Origin of the sequence: Algoriphagus sp. NBT04N3 (genome assembly GCF_019443765.1) — a bacterium.
GTDB classification, from domain to species: Bacteria; Bacteroidota; Bacteroidia; order Cytophagales; family Cyclobacteriaceae; genus Algoriphagus; species Algoriphagus ornithinivorans.
On the sequence record NZ_CP048415.1, the window covers coordinates 1129059 to 1146889 of the forward strand.

General features: G+C 39.9%; 17 protein-coding genes. 5 read left to right on the forward strand and 12 right to left on the reverse strand.

What is annotated here, in order from left to right:
* Window positions 1-64 precede the first annotated feature (64 nt).
* The 4 genes from GYM62_RS04830 to GYM62_RS04845 form a co-directional block, all read right to left on the reverse strand.
* A complete protein-coding gene (locus tag GYM62_RS04830; protein ID WP_219958542.1) occupies window positions 65-616 on the reverse strand; it encodes a hypothetical protein in 552 nt (183 codons plus the stop codon).
* On the reverse strand, window positions 616-1614 hold the full coding sequence (locus GYM62_RS04835; RefSeq protein ID WP_219958543.1) for a 3-oxoacyl-ACP synthase III family protein: 999 nt from the start codon (window positions 1612-1614) through the stop codon (window positions 616-618). Before GYM62_RS04835 ends, GYM62_RS04830 begins: the two co-directional genes overlap by 1 nt.
* Before the next feature lie 195 nt (window positions 1615-1809).
* Window positions 1810-2508 (reverse strand): SOS response-associated peptidase, encoded by a 699-nt coding sequence (locus GYM62_RS04840; RefSeq protein WP_219958544.1) that lies wholly within the window; start codon window positions 2506-2508, stop codon window positions 1810-1812.
* A gap of 23 nt (window positions 2509-2531) precedes the next feature.
* Complete coding sequence (locus GYM62_RS04845) at window positions 2532-3491, reverse strand: YheT family hydrolase (RefSeq protein ID WP_219958545.1); 960 nt, start codon at window positions 3489-3491, stop codon at window positions 2532-2534.
* Window positions 3492-3612: 121 nt separating this feature from the next.
* On the opposite strand from GYM62_RS04845, the gene GYM62_RS04850 reads away from it, so the two are divergent.
* The 4 genes from GYM62_RS04850 to GYM62_RS04865 all read left to right on the forward strand — a co-directional run bounded on the left by GYM62_RS04850 (window position 3613) and on the right by GYM62_RS04865 (window position 8057).
* A complete protein-coding gene (locus GYM62_RS04850; protein ID WP_219958546.1) occupies window positions 3613-5271 on the forward strand; it encodes a pyruvate dehydrogenase complex dihydrolipoamide acetyltransferase in 1659 nt (552 codons plus the stop codon).
* Between the two features lie 144 nt (window positions 5272-5415).
* Window positions 5416-5958, forward strand: a complete 543-nt coding sequence (hslV, locus tag GYM62_RS04855; protein WP_091655287.1) for an ATP-dependent protease subunit HslV — start codon at window positions 5416-5418, stop codon at window positions 5956-5958.
* 110 nt (window positions 5959-6068) lie between these two features.
* Window positions 6069-6734: a TetR family transcriptional regulator C-terminal domain-containing protein gene (locus tag GYM62_RS04860; RefSeq protein WP_144604338.1), complete on the forward strand. Its 666-nt coding sequence runs from the start codon at window positions 6069-6071 to the stop codon at window positions 6732-6734.
* 3 nt (window positions 6735-6737) lie between these two features.
* Window positions 6738-8057, forward strand: coding sequence for an AarF/ABC1/UbiB kinase family protein (locus tag GYM62_RS04865; RefSeq protein WP_219958547.1), 1320 nt, complete (start codon window positions 6738-6740; stop codon window positions 8055-8057).
* 19 nt (window positions 8058-8076) lie between these two features.
* Here GYM62_RS04865 and GYM62_RS04870 read toward each other — a convergent pair whose 3' ends face one another.
* Both GYM62_RS04870 and GYM62_RS04875 read right to left on the reverse strand, forming a co-directional pair.
* Window positions 8077-8643 (reverse strand): GNAT family N-acetyltransferase, encoded by a 567-nt coding sequence (locus tag GYM62_RS04870; protein WP_219958548.1) that lies wholly within the window; start codon window positions 8641-8643, stop codon window positions 8077-8079.
* Entirely contained in the window at window positions 8643-9764 is a 1122-nt protein-coding gene (locus GYM62_RS04875) for a histidinol-phosphate transaminase (protein WP_219958549.1), read from the reverse strand. Before GYM62_RS04875 ends, GYM62_RS04870 begins: the two co-directional genes overlap by 1 nt.
* 200 nt (window positions 9765-9964) lie before the next feature.
* On the opposite strand from GYM62_RS04875, the gene GYM62_RS04880 reads away from it, so the two are divergent.
* The gene (locus GYM62_RS04880) at window positions 9965-10756 is read left to right on the forward strand and encodes a hypothetical protein (protein WP_144604334.1); all 792 of its coding nucleotides are present in this window, start codon (window positions 9965-9967) and stop codon (window positions 10754-10756) included.
* A 19-nt stretch (window positions 10757-10775) separates the two neighbouring features.
* Here the strand turns inward: GYM62_RS04880 and GYM62_RS04885 are convergent, their stop codons facing one another.
* Genes GYM62_RS04885 through GYM62_RS04910 form a run of 6 tightly spaced genes read right to left on the reverse strand, consistent with a single transcriptional unit; the run spans window position 10776 to window position 17761 of the window.
* Window positions 10776-11975: an MFS transporter gene (locus tag GYM62_RS04885; protein ID WP_219958550.1), complete on the reverse strand. Its 1200-nt coding sequence runs from the start codon at window positions 11973-11975 to the stop codon at window positions 10776-10778.
* Window positions 11972-12994: an L-glyceraldehyde 3-phosphate reductase gene (mgrA, locus tag GYM62_RS04890; protein WP_144604332.1), complete on the reverse strand. Its 1023-nt coding sequence runs from the start codon at window positions 12992-12994 to the stop codon at window positions 11972-11974. The genes GYM62_RS04885 and mgrA overlap by 4 nt, the downstream gene beginning before the upstream one ends.
* Before the next feature lie 17 nt (window positions 12995-13011).
* On the reverse strand, window positions 13012-14346 hold the full coding sequence (locus GYM62_RS04895) for a YfcC family protein (protein ID WP_219958551.1): 1335 nt from the start codon (window positions 14344-14346) through the stop codon (window positions 13012-13014).
* The gene (locus tag GYM62_RS04900; protein ID WP_219958552.1) at window positions 14343-15455 is read right to left on the reverse strand and encodes a serine hydrolase; all 1113 of its coding nucleotides are present in this window, start codon (window positions 15453-15455) and stop codon (window positions 14343-14345) included. Before GYM62_RS04900 ends, GYM62_RS04895 begins: the two co-directional genes overlap by 4 nt.
* A 9-nt stretch (window positions 15456-15464) precedes the next feature.
* On the reverse strand, window positions 15465-16811 hold the full coding sequence (locus tag GYM62_RS04905; protein WP_219958553.1) for an NAD(P)/FAD-dependent oxidoreductase: 1347 nt from the start codon (window positions 16809-16811) through the stop codon (window positions 15465-15467).
* Window positions 16808-17761: a DUF5996 family protein gene (locus GYM62_RS04910; protein ID WP_144604328.1), complete on the reverse strand. Its 954-nt coding sequence runs from the start codon at window positions 17759-17761 to the stop codon at window positions 16808-16810. Before GYM62_RS04910 ends, GYM62_RS04905 begins: the two co-directional genes overlap by 4 nt.
* Window positions 17762-17831 lie beyond the last annotated feature (70 nt).

Genomic DNA, 17831 nt, shown 5'->3' on the forward strand with positions numbered 1-17831 from the left:
GGAGAACTAATTTGAATGATTCTTAGTATTCTACGAACAAATAGAATTCCTGTTTAAAAATAACCTATTTCTGCTTCTTTGCCAGAAATGTCTGAAGGGAGTTTAGAACTTTTCTAATTGCCTCTGTCCAATCTTTTTGATTTTGGCTAAGAGCAGAAGAAACAGGTAGCCTTTTAAACCATTGAATATAGTTAAGGTTTTCGTTTTCCGAAAACTCCTCTAATAACAGTTCGGAATATTCCCAAGGGCTACTTGTCCAAGATCTTTGAAAGTCAAGCTCTTCTAGATCCCAGTCGGTATGTGAATTTGTTCCGCATAAAACAAAAAGATATACCCCTTTACCAAACCAATTGAGCAAGCGAATATTTAATCCTTGCTCTAGGTCGAAATCTCTAAAAATATCCAAGACTTGATAGGGAAGGCCCATTAAATCTTGGCCTTGGGCTAATTTTTTTCCTTTGACTTTGCTGTGGTATAGACTGAGCTCACTTTTCGGGAATTCATCGCCAACAGCTCCAAGAACTTCCCAAAACTGATATTTCAACTGATTCTGTCTTCGGATCAACTGTTCATCTGCCCAAAGATTCAAATCCAGTTTATCTGATTTTTTATCCATTACCAATGTAGCAGAGCGGAAGCCCAAGTAAAGCCTGAACCAAATGCTGCCAAACAAATCAAGTCGCCCTCTTTGATTCTTCCTTGTTCCCATGCTTCGCTTAAAGCAATTGGAATAGTTGCAGCTGTAGTATTGCCCATGTGCATGATATTGTTGAAAACTTTCTCATCCGGCATTTCCAATTTTTGCTGAATGTATTGGCTGATTCTCAAGTTGGCCTGATGAGGCACCAAGAGGTCAATGGCTGATTTGTCCAATTGATTGTGACTCAAGGCCTCTTGAATTACTTCCATAAAACGTACCACGGCATGTTTAAATACAGCGTTTCCGTTCATCCTTAAAAAGGTGCTTCCTGATTCCAACATTTCCGGAGAAAGCCTCACCTCTCTACTGCTTCCAGGGTCTTTACAATAGAGCTCCTCCGCATACTTTCCCTCTGAGTGTAAATGGGTAGAAAGAATTCCTGGTTGATCAGATTCCACAGCTCCTAGGACTACTGCACCGGCACCATCTGCAAAAATGACTGAACTGGATCTTCCTTCATCACTTTTATCCAAGGCAGAGGATTGTATTTCTGCACCTACTACCAGCACCTTTTTGTACATGCCGGTTTTTATAAATTGATCGGCGATGGAAAGCGCGTAGATAAATCCAGAACAAGCATTCCTGATGTCTAGCGCTCCGATTTCCCTAAAGTTGAGTTCTCGCTGTAGTAAGACTCCATTTCCGGGAATAAAATAATCTGGAGTGATGGTAGCAAAGACGATAAAGTCTATTTCCTCTGCTGTGACATTAGCTCTTTCAAGAGCCTTAATCGTGGCAGCTTTGGACATGGAAGTGATAGTGTCTACTCCAGGAGTAAACCAATGTCTGCTGTGAATTCCGGTTCTTTCAACAATCCACTGATTGTTGGTGTCCATCATTCCTGCAAGATCTTCGTTGGTTACAACACGCTCAGGTACATAATGGCCTACACCTAATATTCTGGATTTTTTCATGTGATTATTCTTTTTTTTCAATCGCCATGCCGTCCTGCCAAATGACAGATTGGATCTCGTATGAATAATAATCACACCTATACAGGTTATTTTGGGTCATACTCGATTATGGCAAATTTGGGTCAATATTCGAAAAGGAGGCCTAAATATCGTGACTTAGGCGCTTTCTACAAAAACCATCCAAGCCTCATTTGTTTACCCGAAAAGGGTATAATTCCCAAATTGATCCATGGGAGAGGTTCTTTTGATGATAGCCGGACTATCATTCTTCACTGAATTAACCATAGGGGAAACAGTAAAGCTGAGCATTTTTTCAGCCTGATATGGCTTCAGCATAGCAAGAAGATCTTTTTCTTCGGTATAAGAGTCCAGCCATTTCTTTTCATCTTCCCGATTTAAAATGACAGGCATCCTGTCATGCACTTCAGAAACCAATTCATTGGGAGAGGTGGTCAAAATCAAAAAAGTATGGTGATTTTCTCCATTAATATTTTCATACTCTTCCCAAATTCCAGCAAAGGCAAATAACTCATCATCCCTCATGGTAAATCGATAGGGGATTTTGGTTTTCTTTCCCAATTGTTTCCATTCATAAAAGCCGTCAGCTGGAACCAGACATCTCCTTTGTTTAAAAGAGGTTTTAAAAGAAACTTTCTCATGCACTGATTCTGCTTTTGCATTGATCAGTTTTTGAGCGACTGGTTTATTTCTTCCAAATTCAGGTGTGATTCCCCAATAGAAAAATGAAAATCCCTTTGGACTTTGGGAAGTGATTACCGGCAAAAGCTGAGTTGGGGCAATATTATACCTAGGGTTGAAATCAGGAAGCATTTCTGCCTGAAACCTTTCTTCCAATTCAATTTTGCTTTTGCTTAAAGAATATCTACCACACATGATTTGTCATAATTTGCTGGAAGTTAGATATCCATCCCTATAAATTCAAATGCTCTTTGCTCAGAATAGTAAGGAATTGAATTATTTCCTGAAGAAAATCCCACATGGCCCCCATATTTGGGGAATTCGAAATAAACTTTTGAAAGACTTTTTCCCAATTTTTCAGGAAAACAGCGCTCGCTTAGGAAGGGATCATTTTTAGCATTCAAAACCAAAGTAGGCACATCAATCTGGTCCAAAAAATGGATCGATGAATTAACCTCATAATATTCCTCTGCATCGCTGAAGCCATGTAAAGGTCCCGTGAAATAATCATCAAAATCGCTGAGAGTTTTGATGTTTTTTAAAAAATGAACCGGGATTTCCTCAGGATGTGTTTCTGCCTTTTTCATAACCTTTTCTCTTAGCGATTTGAGAAATCTTTTGGAGTAAAGGATGTTTTCGCCTTCAGATATCTTTTTGCTGCTGGATGAAAGGTGAAGCGGAACTGAAACAGCCACTCCATTCTTGATTTTTGGATTTTTGCCTTTCTGTTCTCCTAGATACTTTAATGTGAGGTTTCCTCCCAAGCTGAAACCAATAAGACTGATTTGATCATAATGCGGCATTGAGTGCTTCACTACCTCATCCAAATCATAAGTTGCTCCTGAATGATAAAATATTGCCTGTTTATTCAGCTCTTCTCCGCAACCCCTATAATTCCAAGTGAGCACATCAAAGCCATTTTTGAAAAATATTTTGGCCATACCCAACATATAGGGACGGGAACTGTTTCCTTCCAAACCATGACTGATGATGACTAATTGGGAGGAGTTTTGCTTGTACCAATCCAAATCCAGAAAATCTCCATCGGCTGTTTTAATTCGCTCCCTTTGTCCGTTTAAGAGCTCTATTTTGCGAAAAATGGCGGGGTAAATAGTTTCTAAGTGGCCATTAAACAGCCACTTAGGCCTTTTGTAGTTGCTATGGGTAATCAGAGGCATACAATTTAATGTATTATCTATGGCTTCAATCAGAGGGGAAAATACTAGTTTTAAATTTGAATAAAGACATTATAAAAACTATTTTTGGACACTTTAAAAACGAACTAGCGCGCAATAACCTATGGCCGAAGTAATAAGAATGCCAAAAATGAGCGACACCATGGAAGAAGGGGTGATCGCTGCATGGTTGAAAAAAGTCGGAGATTCTGTAAAACCGGGAGATATTCTGGCGGAAGTAGAAACTGACAAAGCAACTATGGAGCTTGAATCCTATGAAGAAGGTGTGCTCTTACATATCGGAGTAAATGAGAAAGATTCAGTTCCTGTAAACGGCATCATTGCTGTCATCGGGGAGAAGGGGGAAGACTTCGAGCACCTGTTGAAGGATAACGGAGGCTCTGATGAAAAGAAAGAAGAAGCTCCTAAAGGGGAAGAGAAAAAGACTGAAGAGAAAAAATCTGAAGACAAACCTAAAAAGTCTTCGGAGAAAATAGATACATCCAACATCGACGCTACGGTGATTACCATGCCTAAGATGTCTGATACTATGCAGGAAGGTACTATTGCTGCATGGCTGAAGAAAGTTGGAGACAGTGTGAAATCTGGCGAAATCATCGCTGAGGTGGAGACAGATAAGGCTACAATGGAATTGGAGTCTTATGAAGACGGTACACTTTTATACATCGGAGTTGAAGAAGGTGACAGTGTGCCAGTTGACGGTGTAATTGCTGTAATTGGTGCAAAAGATGCTGATTATGAGACTTTGCTGAAAGCTCAGGAGCAATCAGATGAGCCTGAAGAAGAAAAGCAGGAAGAAAAAGAAGAGAAGAAAGCTCCAGAATCTAAGAAAACTGAAGAATCTAAGTCATCTAGTAGTAGCTCTGTCGCAAGTCCATCTCCAGTAACTTCTGATGGAGACCGTGTTAAAGCCTCACCCTTGGCAAAGAAAATCGCCGAAGAAAAGGGAATTGACATTCGTCAAGTAGCTGGCTCCGGTGATGGAGGAAGAATCATTAAAAGAGATGTAGAAAACTTTGTTCCAACTGCTGCTCCGGCAGCTTCTGCTTCTGCATCTGCTGTAATGCCTTCGGTTGGTCAGGAGAGCTTCACAGAGGAGAAAGTTTCTCAGATGAGAAAAGTGATTGCGAAGAGACTTGCGGAAAGCAAATATTCCGCACCACATTTCTATTTGACCATGGAAATCAATATGGATAAAGCCATCGAAGCTCGTAAGAGTATGAATGAGGTTTCTCCAGTGAAAATTTCCTTCAATGACATGGTGATCAAAGCAAGTGCAGCAGCCTTGCGTCAACATCCTAAAGTGAACTCAAGCTGGTTGGGTGATAAAATCCGATACAACGACCATATCCATATCGGAATGGCTGTTGCGGTTGAAGAAGGACTTTTGGTTCCTGTTATTCGTTTTGCAGACAGCAAATCATTATCTCAGATTTCCAACGAGGCAAAAACGTTGGGTGGAAAAGCCAAAAACAAAGAATTGCAGCCTAAAGATTGGGAAGGTAACACATTCACAATCTCCAACTTAGGGATGTTTGGCATTGATGAGTTTACCGCTATCATTAATCCGCCTGATGCATGTATCCTAGCTGTAGGAGGTATCAAAGAGACGGTAATTGTGAAAGACGGTGAAATGAAAATCGGAAACATCATGAAAGTGACTCTTTCTTGTGACCACAGAGTAGTAGATGGTGCAGTTGGGTCAGCTTTCTTATTGACTTTAAAAGGCCTATTAGAAGATCCGGTCAGAATATTGATATAAATTATCTGTCAAAAAGTCCTGTTTTCAGGACTTTTTGCTTTTAGTATGGTTATTGGAGAAACGGATTCGAGAAGGCGCTGAGAGTTTAAAAAAAAAACTTGAAGTCAGCAGAGTCATCTTTATAAGCAAGAAAACTTTTATTTCATGGAAAGAATCAAATCAACCACCGTTGTAGCTATCAGGCATAATGGGGAAACTGTAATAGGTGCTGATGGACAGGCCACTTTGGGAAATACGGTTGCCAAAAGTAGTGTAAAGAAAATCAGAGTGTTGCAAGGAGGGAAAATTGTAACAGGTTTTGCTGGTTCAACAGCTGATGCATTTACCTTATTGGAGAAGTTTGAAGAAAAGCTTGGAGCTTTTGGCAATAATATGAAAAGAGCCGCTGTTGAGTTAGCTAAAGAATGGAGAACAGACAGAATGCTCAGCAAATTGGAAGCGATGATGATTGTTGCTGACAAGGAGGATATCTTGATTATCTCTGGCACTGGAGATGTGATTGAGCCTGATATGGAGATAGCAACTATTGGTTCGGGATCCATGTTTGCGCAGTCTGCTGCAAGAGCAATGAAGAAATTTGCTACCCACCTTTCAGCAGAGGAAATGGTGAGAGAAAGTCTCCATATAGCTGCAGATGTATGTATTTATACGAATCATAATCTGGTGGTGGAAAAAGTGGGGGACTGATAATTTTCGCCCAAGAATTTTGACCGGGACTTGTTCCCGGTTTTTTTATGCCATTATCTTAAACCCAAAGTCACTTTTGCGTGTTTACCCTTTGTACTTACACCTGAAAAATGGAAACAGCAACAGTGAAAAAGACCAACAAGAAGGATTATAGAAAGCTAATTCTGGAAGGTTTTGTAAATCATGTATTAGAAAATGGAACTGCTCCTAATTCGATCTTTAAGTTCGCAAAAGAACTGAAGATGAAAGAGGCAGATTTCTACACTTATTTCACCTCCTTTGATGCAATCAAATCAGCAATCTGGGTTCAGATTTTTGAGGATACCATCAGCCAGTTGGAGGCTCAAGAGGTATACAGGGAATATTCAGCGAGGGAAAAATTTCTCGGTTTTCTCTTCACTTGGATTGAGGAGCTCAAGAAAAACAGATCCTATTTATTGAGTTTGTATGAGCACAGAAGTAAAGCAATGAATCCAATTCCTTCAGAATTGAAGGAGTTTAAAGAAAAATTTAAGGATTTTGCCAGCGATATAATCATGGAGGGAAAGGAAACACAGGAGATAGCCAACCGCCCTGTGATTTCAGATCGCTATGATGAGGCCTTGTGGATTCAGGTATTGTTCGTTTTGAAATATTGGTTGGATGATAATTCTCCAAGATTCGAAAAAACAGATGCCGCTATTGAGAAGTCTGTCAATTTGGCTTTTGACCTGATGGGAAAAAGTGCCCTAGATAGCTTCTTAGACTTTGCCAAATTTTTATACCAAAACAAATAAACCATGGCTGAAAATGTGAAAGAGCAGGAAGCGATACCAGTTTCCAAAGTGCAGAGAGCGGCTAAATTCATTTCTACCGGTGCGAAGGTAGGAGGGAATTATGTGAAGCATTATGCCAAAAAAATGGTTAATCCGGCTTTGGATAAGGAATCCTTACACCAGAGCAATGCGAAAGATATATATAATTCATTAAGTCAATTGAAAGGTTCTGCCTTGAAAGTGGCTCAAATGATGAGTATGGATAAAAACCTTTTGCCAAGGGCGTATCAGGATAAGTTTACCATGGCTCAATATTCTGCGCCACCATTATCCTATCCTTTAGTCGTTAAGACATTTCAACAGCATCTGGGAAAAACCCCTGATCAATTGTTTGACACCTTTACCAGATCCGCAGTGAATGCTGCTTCCATCGGTCAGGTGCATCAAGCTACCAAAGGAGATAAATTACTCGCTGTGAAAATCCAGTATCCAGGGGTAGCTGATTCAGTCGGGTCTGATTTGAAGCTCGTTCGTCCCTTTGCTTTGAGGTTACTTAACATGAATGAGAAGGAACTGGATCATTACATGGCTGAAGTAGAAGAGAGGCTGTTGGAAGAGACGGATTACGTTTTGGAAGTAGAGCGATCCAGAGAAATTTCAAAAGCCTGTGAGCATATTCCAAACTTGAATTTCCCCACCTATTATGATGAATTGAGTGCTGATCGCATCATCACCATGGATTGGATTCAGGGAAAGCATATCAAAGAATGGCTAGAGACCAATCCTAGTCAGGAGGCTAAAAATCAAATCGGTCAGGCATTGTGGGATTTTTATCATCATCAAGTTCACAACTTGATGCAGGTACACGCAGATCCACATCCGGGTAATTTCATCGTACAGGAAAATGATGTATTGGGGATTATAGATTTCGGATGTGTAAAAGTGATCCCGGAAGAGTTTTACCATGGATACTTCTCTTTGATCAAAAAGGATTTATTGATCAAAGAAGAAGAGCTGAATCAAATTTTCTATGACTTGGAATTTATTTCCGACAAAGATACCGAGCAAGAAAAAGTCTACTTCAAAGGAGTATTCAAAGAAATGATTTCCTTACTGGGGAAGCCATTTCATGTTGAAAAGTTTGACTTTGCTGACGATGGCTTCTTTGAGCAAATTTTTATGTTGGGAGATAAAATCTCGAATGATAAGATGTTTAAAAAGTCTAGGCAGGCGAGGGGTTCCAGACATGGTTTGTACATCAATCGAACCTACTTCGGATTGTATAATTTGCTAAATCAGTTGCAGGCGGAGGTTATAACGACCAAGCCTGATTGGCTGAAATAATAAATGAAAGGCGCTAATTTCAGCGCCTTTTTTCATACCAAGCCTTTTTCGTGGATTCCCATTCATCTGCGAGTAAACTATAATAAATCGTATCCCTTCTTCTTCCGGAGCAAAGGAGCGTATGACTTCTCAATATACCTTCCTCATGGATCCCCATAGCAAGCATGGCCTTTCTTGCGGGAGTATTCAACACATCGGTTTTCAATTCTACTCTTAGCATTTTTTGGACTTCAAAAGCATACTCGAACATCAGGAATTTGATCTGCCTATTATAACCTTTTTCATGATAGTCCTTTCCCAGCCAGGTCCACCCAATTTCAATTCTTTTATCCCTAGGGGAGAAATTTCCAAAGGCGCTGGATCCAATAGGTAGTGTACTTTCTTTATCGATTATTGTGAACTGCAGTCTTTCGCCAGAAAATGTGGGAGCAGCCCAATCCTCAAAATCTTCCTGGCTACTTAAATCATGAGTAAAATAATCCCAAAGTGATTTTTCTCTGCTTAAATCCAATAGTAAAGGAAAATCCTGCCGAGTCATGGGTCTCAGCAGGATTTGTTCATTTTCTAGAATTACATTTTCAAGCATTAGCCTAATACTTCTTTCAGGGTTTGATTAAAGATGGCTACTTCCTCCGGAGTTCCCGTGGAAATTCTGCACCAATCGTTCAAAGGCGGGAAGGGTCTTCCAATGATGATTCCTCTGTCCGCAAAGGTTTTATTTAATTCCCCAATATCTCTTCCAGATTGGAAGAATACAAAATTGGCATGTGAATCCAGGTAAGGTAGTTTCAACTCATCCAAAGTCTTGGTAATGGAGGCTTTTACTTCTTTATTACTACGAATTGAAAAGTCATAAAATTCTTTATCCAAAAGTGCCGCTTTTCCAGCCTCAATAGCCATAATATTGGTATTGGCCACCACCCGATCTCTCAATTTTTCGGCAATTGCAGGCCTTGCTACCATGTATCCTAGACGGATACCTGCCAGTCCATAGGCTTTGGAGAAAGTTCTGGATACAATGACATCTTTTCCTTCTTTGACTAATTCCACCATAGATGGATAATTAGGTTCTGTGATGTAATCATAATAGGCCTCATCACTAAAGACCACTGTTTTCTTGCTGACTGTATTACAAAAATCCTTTACACGATCTGCAGGTAATAGTTTTCCAGTTGGGTTATTAGGGTTACAAAGGAAAACCAGTCTGGTTTGATAAGAAACCCGCTTCTCAATTTCATCCAGATCAAAGTCCAAATCCTTGGTCAAAGGAACCCAGTTGATATCCGTTCCCCACAATTCGGCATAGCTCATCATGGATAAAAATGTAGGGGCGCATGAAATGATCTCACCACCTTGCCCGAATGTGATTCCTGCCACTTTGAGGCCTTCTGTGGATCCTGCTACCATGACAATATGATCCTCAGTAACGCCTTCTTTATCAGCGATCATCTTCACCAAATCCCCATTATAGGCCCAAGGATACCTACAGCCAAGGTCAAAATTATCCATCATGGCCTTTCTCATTTTCTCAGAGGGGCCGTATGGATTTTCGTTTGAACCCAATCGAATCGGACCTTCTAATGGTCTGGGATTAAACTTTTTTACTTCCTCAGCACTAAGCTGTGTGCTTATACCCGTTCCAAATAAGGCCAAGCTTCCGCTCATTCCGGCTTTTTTTAACCAAGATCTTCTTGAAATTCCTGTCATCTTCTCATCATTTTTTTAGTAAAATACCAACTTTTGTTGATCTCTTTTATGAAAATTACATTTTCGGTGTCTCTTTGTTAAAAATAAGTTTTATCCTGAAAATATTCAATAAATAAAATTTCATTTTAATAAGTTGCATATAAACAGAATTATTTTTTAAATTATAAGACAAGCACATCAATCCCTAAACTATGTATAATATGAAAAAGCTGTTATTTTTCTTGGTTTGTGGGTTGCTTTGGTTCTCAAGTCTTAGGGCCCAGCAAACTCAGTATATGGTATTCGAATTTATCAAGGTAGAAAATGATCAAATCTTTGATTACATCGAGTTTAAAGATTTTATGGAAAAAGTTTACCGGCAGGCTCTCAATGATGATCAAATAAATGGATGGGACTTCTGGGCATTGCAGTCAGGAGCGGACCATAGTGATTTCCAATACATCATGATTACGTACTTTGATGATCCGGTGAAAATGATGAATGGTCTGGAGGATAAAAAAATGATAGAGTATACAAAAATCGCCTATCCTCATCTCAGTGAACCTCAAGTGCTAAAGTTATTTGAAAATGCACTTTCGATGAGAGATATGCCCATGAGGCTTTATATGAGAGAAATTGTTAGTACGGAAGACAACTTCCAAATGAAACCTGGTGTACTTGCCTCTTTTGACTTGATGAAGGCTGTGGAGGGTAAGTTCAATCAGTACGAGCAAGCTGAAATGGAAGTGTTTAAACCCATACACCAGAATAAAATTGAAAAGGGTTTGATGGGACACTGGAGCTTCCTCCGAACAGCATTGCCACAAGGGTCTCAAGCAAAGTCAACGCATTTGACCATGAATATGTATAAGGATTATATGCAGTTTTTCAATGCGCAAGCTTATGAGGACTTAGAGCAAACTGCTGAACAAAGAAAAGCTGTCAATGAAGGTTTGAACTCAAGAGATCAAAAGTGGGTTTACCTAGCAACATTAGAAAATGTAGTTCGCTAATCAATAGTCCGGTTTGTAACTATGCAGGGAGGCTTCGAGACAAAGCCTCCTTTTTCTTTTTAAACAATTTGAACAATAGAAGACCGAAAAGTGGCCCTATGCTCAGTAAACTGATCATTTGTTCAATCGAAAGCCATTTCAGCAGTAGTTGCCCCACTTGAATAGAAACAATTGTCAATGCAAAGCCCAGACAATTCACCAAAGTAAGGGCAGTTCCTTTGTACTGAGCGGGAGTAGCCTGAGCCACCAATGTGGAAAATTGAGGGGAATCAGCTGTAACTAGCATCCCCCAAATCAACAGGAAAATGATCCAAAAATAATGGGGTTCAGTCGGGATAATCAAAACCAATATACAGCAAATGCCAGAACCTAGTAATGCGGTTAATGCTACTTTTTCGCTTCCTATTCTGGGTGAAATCAGTCCTCCCACAGCACAAGAAATGGCCCCTACCGCGATGACTGCAAATGAAAGATAAGCGTTTTGAGAAGATTGAATATCCTGAATACTGAACCAAGCAATCAATCCTGGGATAAATGCCCAGAAAGTGTATAGCTCCCACATGTGGCCGAAATATCCTGATGCAGCACTTTTTAAAGCAGGGATCTTAGAGAGGTTAGGGATTAGGCTCCATTCAAATTTTAGATTTTGTTTTCTGAATGGACCATCCGGAACAAAAATCCCAACTATCAATCCTCCTATTATGGCCAAAGCAGAGGTAGTCCAGAAGAGGATTTCCCAAGAAAGCTGAAGTTCTAACCCTCGAATCAAATGCGGGAAAGCTGTACCCAATACCAATGCTCCTACCAAAAATCCCAAGGCAGTACCCAACCCTTTTTCAAAGTAATCTGCCGCTATCTTCATCCCAACCGGGTAAATGCCTGCCAGAAAAAAGCCTACGAAAAATCTACAAATGAGAAGGACTCCCAACTGTAGAGGAATCAAAACGATGAAAAGATTGAAAAAGGAGGCTAAAATAGCACTCACCATGAAAACCCATCGAGGAGAAAATCTGTCTGGGATAGAAAACACAGCAAATAGCAGGGTGCCTGATATGAATCCGAATTGAACCGCAATAGTAATGGGTGCAGTCAATTCTGGTTGACCGAGAATTTGACTGATTTCCGGTATCGCAGCATTGGCTGCAAACCAAAGAGAAGTGCCCAGAAATTGAGCAATAACGATCAATATCAGGGCACTTCTTGCTTTATCAGAACTCATTTTGAACCTAAGATTCCTTTGATTTTAGAAACTTCTGCTTCCGAAAATTGAGTGTTTTTCACTGCATTTACATTGTCATCTAATTGCTCAGGTTTTGAAACGCCCACCAAAACAGAGGTAATTCGGCTGTCCTTCAAAAGCCAAGCAATCGCCATTTGAGCCAAGGTTTGTCCTCTAGAGATCGCAACTTCATTAAGTTGACGGATTTGCTCCAACTTTTCTCCTCCAATTTGCTCTGGCTTAAGATATCTTCCGTCTTTTGCTGCCCTTGAATCTTCAGGGATTCCTTTCAAATATTTATCCGTCAACATTCCTTGTTCCAAAGGTGAAAACGCGATACTTCCTATACCATTTTCTCCCAAAACGTCTAATAAACCATCTTCAACCCATCTATCCATCATGCTATACCTAGGCTGATGGATAAGTAAAGGAGTACCGAGTTCTTTCAGAATTTTATAAGCTCTGGCTGTGTCCTCAGCACTATATTGGGAAATTCCTACATAGAGTGCTTTACCTTGTCTAACCAATAGATCCAAGGCACCCATAGTTTCTTCCAAAGGTGTTTCCGGATCTGGTCTATGGTGATAAAAAATATCTACATAATCTAGTCCCATACGTTTGAGACTTTGATCACAGCTAGCTACCAAATACTTTTTGGAGCCCATATTTCCATAAGGTCCGGGCCACATATCCCATCCTGCTTTGGAAGAAATGATGAGTTCGTCCCGATAGGGTAAAAAATCTTTTTTTAGGATTCTACCAAAATTTTCCTCAGCGGATCCATAAGGAGGACCGTAGTTGTTCGCTAAGTCGAAGTGTGAGATACCCAAGTCAAATGCTCTTCTCAATATTTTTCTTCCCAAAGTAAAATCAGCATTATGGCCGAAATTATGCCAGAGACCAAGGCTTATTTCTGGGAGAAGCAATCCGCTTTTTCCTGTTCTTCGGTATTTCATCTGAGCATAACGGTCAGTTGAAGGAAGATAGGGAGGTAAAGGATTGTGGTCGTTGATGTTCATAAATAGGTTTTTTTAGGTTATGCGAACCAAATTAAGGCGATAAAAATAGATATCAAACAAATTCCTATAACTGCTAGCCAAGACTTAATGATAAACTTGATCCAGTCATTGAATTTGATGCCTGCTGCTGCAATTACCGCCATCATTCCACCATTTGTAGGGGTAAGCAAATCCATCATGCTAACTGCGTATTGGCTGGTAAATACTGCAAGCTGCCTGGAAATTCCCAATAAATCCATTAGGGGGCTTGCCAAGGGAATGGTAAGGACAGTTTGGCCAGAAGTACTTGGAACTGGGATATGGATAAGAAGCTGACTGATAAATAAACCCATCACTGCCAATTGATCTGGAAGCCCTTCCAAAGGAGTAAACATGGAGTGTATTACCGTATCGATGATCATTCCTTTCTCTAGAATCAAATAGACACTTCTTGCCAAGCCCACAATCACACCTGCAAATATCATTTCTCCGAAACCAGCTGTATATACTCTTGCCGTTCCGTTTATGCCTAATTTTCCGATCAGTCCACAGGCAAATCCAATCACAAAAAAGAATGCAGACATTTCATTGTATCCCCAGTCCTTTTGGGTAATTCCCCAGCCCATAAATATGATTCCTCCTAATGAAAGAAAAAGAATCAATCCATTTCTCCATCCTATGGAAGAGGGCTTTAATTCTATTTTTTCAGTAATTGAATTTTTATTTTTTCCATTTCTGATCATTAAAAAAGTCCAAACTCCTATCCCAATCGCGAAAAACACCAATCGATAAACCAAGCCCTCAGAAACTTCGACTTCTGCTAATTTTTGAGCTAACAAAGAATTGAATGGATTAATAGGGGACAAGGCCGCTCCAACCAATGAAGAACCCAAAGTCAAACCTACTATGGATTTTACATCATAATTGAGCTTTTTGGACAATACTATCAGGAGAGGAACCATAGCAATTATTTCCTCCTGCATGGCAATGGTTGCCCCGGCTATTGAAAAACAGATGGAAAGTATGACCAATAATAAGTAAGTGTTTCCGCGGAAACTGTAGATCAATGCTTCAACTCCTACTTGCAATGCTCCAGTCTTTTCAACAACATAAAAGGCCCCGCCTATAAGCAGGATAAGGACTAGAATATCGGCGCCCAAAATAATCCCCTCCGGGATAGCTTTGACCATTTCATCGTAGGAGACATTTTGCTTTTCTATAGCTTCGTAACTTCCCTGAATCACCACTTCCCGTCCAGTATATTCATCGATTTGCCTATCATAAGTTCCTGACGAAACCAAAAAGGTCGCTAGCCAAGACAATAGGACGAAAGCCAAAAGAATGATTAATGGATGTGGAAAAGAGATTTTCATGGGTTTTGTTGGATGAGGGAGTGGATTTCACTTGCCAGGTTAACTCTAAAATTGTCTCGGTCCCGAGTATTCGAAAGAATTATTAATCCAAATTTTTCTTCGGGATCAAAAAGTAAAAGAGCACTAAATCCAGCTTGGCCTCCAAAATGACCAATAAACTGCTGCTTATTAATTTCAATCTTTTGAAATCCCGCAGGAGCTTTTTCAGGGTCTGTTTGGAGCCAAAGAAGCTCTTCCTGCATATTTCCTAAATGGAGACGTATTAGCTGCAGTAAGGCATTGTTAAGATCTTCTACAGAGCTCTGGAGGCCGGAAGAAGGGGAGGGGTGTGATTGATATTCAATAGGAGATTCTTTTAGCCTTTTCCAAACAGATGTTTTTCTGTAGCCCCCATCAATTATCAAACTTTCATTAAAATAACTGGATTTCATTCCCAATTGCCGGAAAACAGATTCTTGAACCAATTGATCGAAACTCGCTCCTGAAGAGAAGGAAAGCAGGAATCCCAATAAATCAAAATTGATATCTGCATAATGATATTCTCTTTTTCGACCAAGTTTTGGTGAACCTTCTAAAAAATCCAAGACATAGTTATCAAGACTTTGATCTTTCTTTTGCTTGAAAAACTCGTTAAAAACTGTTTTGTCTTTTAATCCTGATTCATGCCGGAGTAATTCTTCAAAGGATATTTTTCCCAAATCTGATTCAGGACTAATTAAAGGGTGTTGCAGGATTGAAATAGGGTCAGCTACATTCAGGCCCACGCTTTGGAAGTGCTTGGCAACAGCCAAACTGGTAAAGATCTTTGAGATAGATGCAACTGGAAGGATGGTGTTTGTTTTAAATGAATCTTTGGATTCCAGTTCATTAAAGCCAATGGCTTTTTGGTAAGTCACCTTCGAATTTCGAACAACCGAAACTGCGAGACCTGAGAGTTGATTTTGATTGAGTGTGGCTATTAAGATAGAGTCCAGCTTTTCCTTTTTTGAATGACTGACTAAAGGCGGGGCGAAGCTAACTTTTGGAAAACTATTCCACCATTCATATCCGTAGAAAAGGACTGCTCCTACGATTAAAACCCAAAGAATTAACTGGATAGTTTTTTTCATTCTATTGAATTATTCAACTTCATTATTCACAGTTTCCTTTTTATTCAAAATAGGCTTTTTCGATAGGTATTCTTTTGGCAACTGCTTTTTCAGATCATTCACAAATTGGTGGTAGTCCACCGTAATGGTATGCCTTGGGGTTTCTATTTGATTGTAATGTGGGTTCTTTACCTCTTTTTGACAAAGCTCCCCTAAGTTGGAAGGCCTTTTCCACTTGCCAATTAATTCTTGGGCCATCAGCTTACTTTGTAATTCTGCTCCCGGCCAAATACAACCTAGTGGCTGGAACATGCCTACGAAATAGAGATTATGGATTTCAGGGTGAAACATTTTTAGATATAGCGGAACAGGACCTTTGCTGTAGTCTATAAAATCTTTATCAAAAAACGGATGACTCAACCAATACCCAGTGCAAGCAATGATCGTATCAAATTCTTCTTCTCTGCCATCTTCAAAAATGACTTTTTTTCCTTCGAATCGCTTGATATCCAGTCTAGGTTTGACCTTGCCATGTCGTATTTTATGCAGAAGCTCATCATTGATGGTAGGATGAGTAGCGCCGAAGGCTTCAGTGGGAGGTCTGAGTCCATAAGCTTCATTTTTCCCGATAATGATTCTCAGTAAAATAGAATTGAGGAACATCCTGATCTTAGGAGGGATCCATTTACTTTGCTCAGCTACTTTATCGGATGGCTTCCCGAAAATGAATTTGGGTACAATTCTGTATCCTCTTCTCCAGCTAATAGCTGTTTTCGAGGAAACTCTGCTGGTTTCTACCGCTACATCGCATGCTGAATTGCCTCCCCCAATGACCAAAACCCTTTGGTCTTTAAATGGAGTTGCCTTTTTGAATTGATGGGAATGGAGGAAGTCTCCCGAAAATTCTCCGGGATATTGAGGATATCTGGGCTTCCAATGGTGTCCATTGGCCACAACTAGATGGGTGAAAATCTCCACAGTCTCCTTGCCATCTTTTTCAGTAGTTATTTCCCATGTTTTTTGGTCTATCCATTGACATTTTTTGACTAAAGTACCAAAGCGGATGAATGGATATAAATTGAATTTGGTGGCATAAGCCTGAAAATATCTTCTCAATTCATCATGAGAAGGGTAATCGGCAGTTTCAGGATCAAATTCATCGAAAGTAAAGTCCTCGTATTGGGAAAGAGTTTTGGAGGAAATGATATGAGTTGTTTCAAAAACACTGGAATGAGATTCGTCCTCTGAGTAGATCCAGTTTCCGCCCACATCTTGGTTTCTATCAAAAGCAACCGCATCAATTCCTTGGTCCAGTAAGTTTTTTAAAGCGGTTATTCCAGAAGGACCTACACCGATTACAGCTACTTTTTGGTTCATAGGTTGATTGCTGAATTTTTCTTTTCCAGATGACTGAAATCACAATCTAACTCATTTCTGTTCCAGTTTCCAACTTCAGTTGCCCCTTGATAAGTGCTTTGTAGAAAACTCATTAAGGTTTCTCTGGGATTGGAAGAGCTTTGCACTGCCTTATAGGGTAGCATAAACTCACCCATGTCAGCGTGCCAAAATGCAGTGTCTGGCTGGACTGAGATTGCCCTAAAATGCTCATGATTAGGATAGCAATAAGCGTAAAAACAAGCTTCAGGAAAGTCAGCGTTTCCTGGCCAGAATCCAACACTGAAAACTTCGTGGGAATAGGCTTCCTGCATTACATCTAATGGCATATTGGGCATTTCTCCTTGAAATTCAGGAGCTGCAGATCCTGAAAATCTAGTATAGGCTAAATCAAAGGATCCCCAGAAAAAATGAATCGGACTACTTTTTCCTCTGAATTTGGCTCTGAAAACGCTAAAAACATTTTGAACCTGAATTAAACTTTTCCAAAGCTTTTGTGCTTCATTCGGGAGATAGGACAGCCGCTTGTTGTTTTTTGCAAATGGAATGGCTTCAGGGATTTCATTGGGCTTTGAATGGATTTTAACCGAAATGCCCAGGAACTTCAATTTTTCTTGGAGTTGCTCATAAAAGCTGGCGACGGTTTGACCACCTAGCGAAAACCTATCTCGATTGCCATTGCTTGTTTTTATTTTTAACTCATGCCTGGTGAAGTCCAATCGTATTTCAAAAATTCCATTTTCGTAGGGGATTGGACCAGTAGTGAACCCCTGAGCATCGATATATAAGGCTACATGCCAAGAATGATTTTGCCATGGTGATTTTTTCAACCTTACTTTTCCCACCATCTGTGTCCAATGGTGAAGTAGGTATAATGTGTCTTTGTATAACTCAAAATCGAGCTGTGGCCAGGAGTTTTTGCGAGTTGACATAGGAAAAATTTAAATATATATATCCGCTTTCTTACCAGTAACAACCAGATACGGCTTTTTGTCAAGTAAA